The following is a 3097-nucleotide window of genomic DNA, read 5'->3' as shown; positions in this document are numbered from 1 at the left end:
ACGTTCCCATGAAGAATAAGGGTGCGTAAAATAGACATCAACGATGCCGTCAAGACACGTGGATAATGTTGAGAATTCAACGCCATTATCAGAAGTAATTGTTTTAACTATATCCTTAAAGAACTGTCCAAATTGCTCTTGAAGAGTCTAAATGCCTGATTGAACCGCCAAGGCATTTTTCCCTTCAATTTTTTGAATGATTTCAAACCGTGTTTTTCGTTCAGTCAACGTTAGCAGTACTTGATCTTGTCCAGATTTCAACCCAACGACAGTGTCGATTTTCCAGTGGCCAAACGTTTCTCTAGCAGTCACACAGTCTGGGCGTAAATCAATTGAATTACCTAGAAACGTCTTGTTCTTTCTAATCTTTGTTGATTTCGTTTTTCTTCGTACTTTCAAGACAAGATCAATGTTTTGAGTTTCCATAAATCCTTTGTCAATCCAGTTATACAAGGTCTTTGTGCAAGGAATCCTTTTTTCTGGAAACAAGTTCGCTACTTTCGCAGTGCCAACCACACTATCTGGTGATTGATGCAATCGTAAAATTTGATCATCCGCATAGGCAATGAAGTCAGTTGACTCGACCCAAAGGTAGGTTCTGCCAGAATTCAATCGCGCAGTATCCTAAGCTTTTTGCCCAACTTCAGGAGAATATTCCGTCTTGCGATAATCATATTGTTTTGTGCCATGTATTTGACGTTGTTTGATAACATCGACAGTTCCATCTTTGATTTCATTATGGATCGTTTGAGGAGCTCGCCCCAACTCTTTCGCGATTGCTCGATTGGACAGTCCCAATTTGTTCTTCAAATAAGCGATAAATTGTCGTTCATCAAATGATAGGTGTTTTCCTTTCCGTGATTGTGTGGTATGTTCAGTATGCGTCATAGCGAAAATCTCCTTATTGATTGTGTTGGAACTTCAATAATACACGATTTTTTGCTATGACGTTTTTTTATTGTCTGAAAGTGGCTAAGTTCATCTTACAATGAACCTTTTACAACTTACCAGTGAAAAAATGGGTACATTCAAATTGGAAATTCTTGTAAAAAAAAAATATTGTGTTATAATAGAAACGATTTCATCTATTGTGATGAATTGATCAATGTTTAATGCTCAATAAATTAATAAGTTCTACCGGATTTCCAATTACCCACTGTGGAGCTGGAATTACTATATTAAGTATTGATCCGCTAGGAAATGTATATCCTTGTGTTAAACTTCACCATGCAGATTTTAAAATTACAAATTTAATTAAGAGCACCGCAGTTATTGACATTAAAAATAATAGAAATAGAGTTTTAGAAAACGAATTAGTAGATAGTATTAATAAATGCAAAAACTGTGAGATTAAGTATATTTGTGGTGGAGGTTGTCGAGCAGAAGAATATTATGTGTCGAAAAACAATAAAAATTACTCACAATGTGACATTCAAAAAGGAAATCTTGCTTATTTTTTGGAGAATATAAATGAAAAAAAAAATTATACCTTTTTTGTGTTTAAATGTACTTGTTTTATTTTCTACGACTTTGTTTCAGTTGAATATACTTTGGGAAGTTTTTAAACGACAGGAAGAATTAAAGTCTTTAGTCATAATCATTAGTTCTTCATTTGTTTTACAAGCCGGAATGTCTTTGGTTGTAGGGATAATTGTGGATTTTTATTCAAAGAGGAAAATCTTTTTTTTCAGTATTTGGGGATTTATAATAACTGTCTCCATAAGCTATTTTGTAAATATAAACCTTCAGTGGGCTGTTTTTTATTTGATTTTTACAGCAATAAATACATTGTTTTTAAGATGTTTAGTATCTACAGCAGCCGAAATGATGACAACCGATGAATTTATGAAATATGACGGTATTGCAGGATTGTTTAACCAGATACTTACTATTACAAGTAATGTCGTTTCTGGCATATTGATTAAGTTTGTAAGTGTAGAGATAATCTATGTTGTTATTATTTTCTTGCTAATTTTAGCTTTGCTTCTAATTGTCTTCTTGCCTATCAAGGATACACGGGTGATACAAAAAAATGAGGGTTTCCATCAAAAAAAGGCTGACGAACCTATTTTTTATTTTATCAAAGAAAAAATTATCAAGGATAAGAAAATCATGATATTTATTTGTTTGCTGTTCTTATTGAATTTAGATTATGGGTATATACCAAATATATTACCTTATTTTATGCTTAAGTATACTAGTCAAACTTCGCCTGTTTTTTTATCGCTACTAAAATCTTCTATCAATATAGGAGAACTATTTGCTTCGTTTTTTGTTATCCATTATAGAAAAAAAGTATCAAAATTGACTAAAATAGGATTATTAGGATCTTCCATCTGCTTCCTGCTACTTCCTTTCAGTCACCAAATGAATCTAGTGAATTTCATTGTTTTATCGTTTTATGGCTTTTTTGATACGCTCACACAGCCGTTGTTCAGTTATTTTGTTAGTTCAATTGATCATAGAAATCGCGGGAAAATTTTAGGTATCATTGATTGTGTTATTTACTTGGCCGCACCAATCGGGATGTTTTTAGGTAATTTTATTAGTCAATATGGTACTATGATATTAAGCTTTTCGATAAGTATAGTATTCGTTTGTTCGTATATTTTACTAGTAAAGACGAAAATCTATAAAAGTATTGATTTAGCGGGAGACTTATGATGAATTGTATTCAGGAAGAATTCCTACAAAATGAGTTAGTTTGGCTGAAGTCGCTATCATGTGAGATTCATTCTACTGAAAATTATATCGTTGTTAAAAGCAATTTTTCTCAATCCGAAGATTTTAACTAAATTAGGCAGAAGTCGCCCATCCTCTATAGGTGGGTGATGAATGCCGTTCGGTATGAGGGTTACCGTTGGTAACTCGAAAACCGACAATTAAGGCATATTGCCTTTTTATTTTGTCCTATGTTATAATCAGTCTATATAAGGAATGAGTTGATATAACATGGAATTAGATACAAATAACCATTCAGTATTTCTTCTTTATTATCACCTTGTTTTAGGAACTAAATACCGTAGACAAGTAATTGATGAGGAAATATCTGACTATGCTAAAGCGACTTTTGAAAGAATTTCAGAATCGTATCACC

3 protein-coding genes and 1 pseudogene are annotated in these 3097 nt (G+C 32.7%); 3 read left to right on the top strand and 1 reads right to left on the bottom strand.

The window, feature by feature from the left end:
- Positions 1-888 (bottom strand): annotated as a pseudogene (locus tag ACFSR0_RS11915) (IS30 family transposase); the annotation flags it as partial.
- 224 nt (positions 889-1112) lie between these two features.
- On the opposite strand from ACFSR0_RS11915, the gene ACFSR0_RS07010 reads away from it, so the two are divergent.
- The 3 genes from ACFSR0_RS07010 to ACFSR0_RS07000 all read left to right on the top strand — a co-directional run.
- The gene (locus ACFSR0_RS07010) at positions 1113-1565 is read left to right on the top strand and encodes an SPASM domain-containing protein (protein ID WP_379981273.1); all 453 of its coding nucleotides are present in this window, start codon (positions 1113-1115) and stop codon (positions 1563-1565) included.
- On the top strand, positions 1471-2664 hold the full coding sequence (locus tag ACFSR0_RS07005; protein ID WP_379981271.1) for an MFS transporter: 1194 nt from the start codon (positions 1471-1473) through the stop codon (positions 2662-2664). Before ACFSR0_RS07010 ends, ACFSR0_RS07005 begins: the two co-directional genes overlap by 95 nt.
- Positions 2665-2952: 288 nt before the next feature.
- Positions 2953-3097 (top strand): transposase (locus ACFSR0_RS07000; RefSeq protein WP_379981658.1); only part of this gene is annotated, 145 nt, incomplete at its 3' end.

This window comes from Enterococcus camelliae (assembly GCF_042685105.1).
Lineage (GTDB): Bacteria > Bacillota > Bacilli > Lactobacillales > Enterococcaceae > Enterococcus_G > Enterococcus_G camelliae.
The sequence above is the reverse complement of the archived record's forward strand: the minus strand, read 5'-3'. Positions and strand labels throughout refer to the sequence as shown.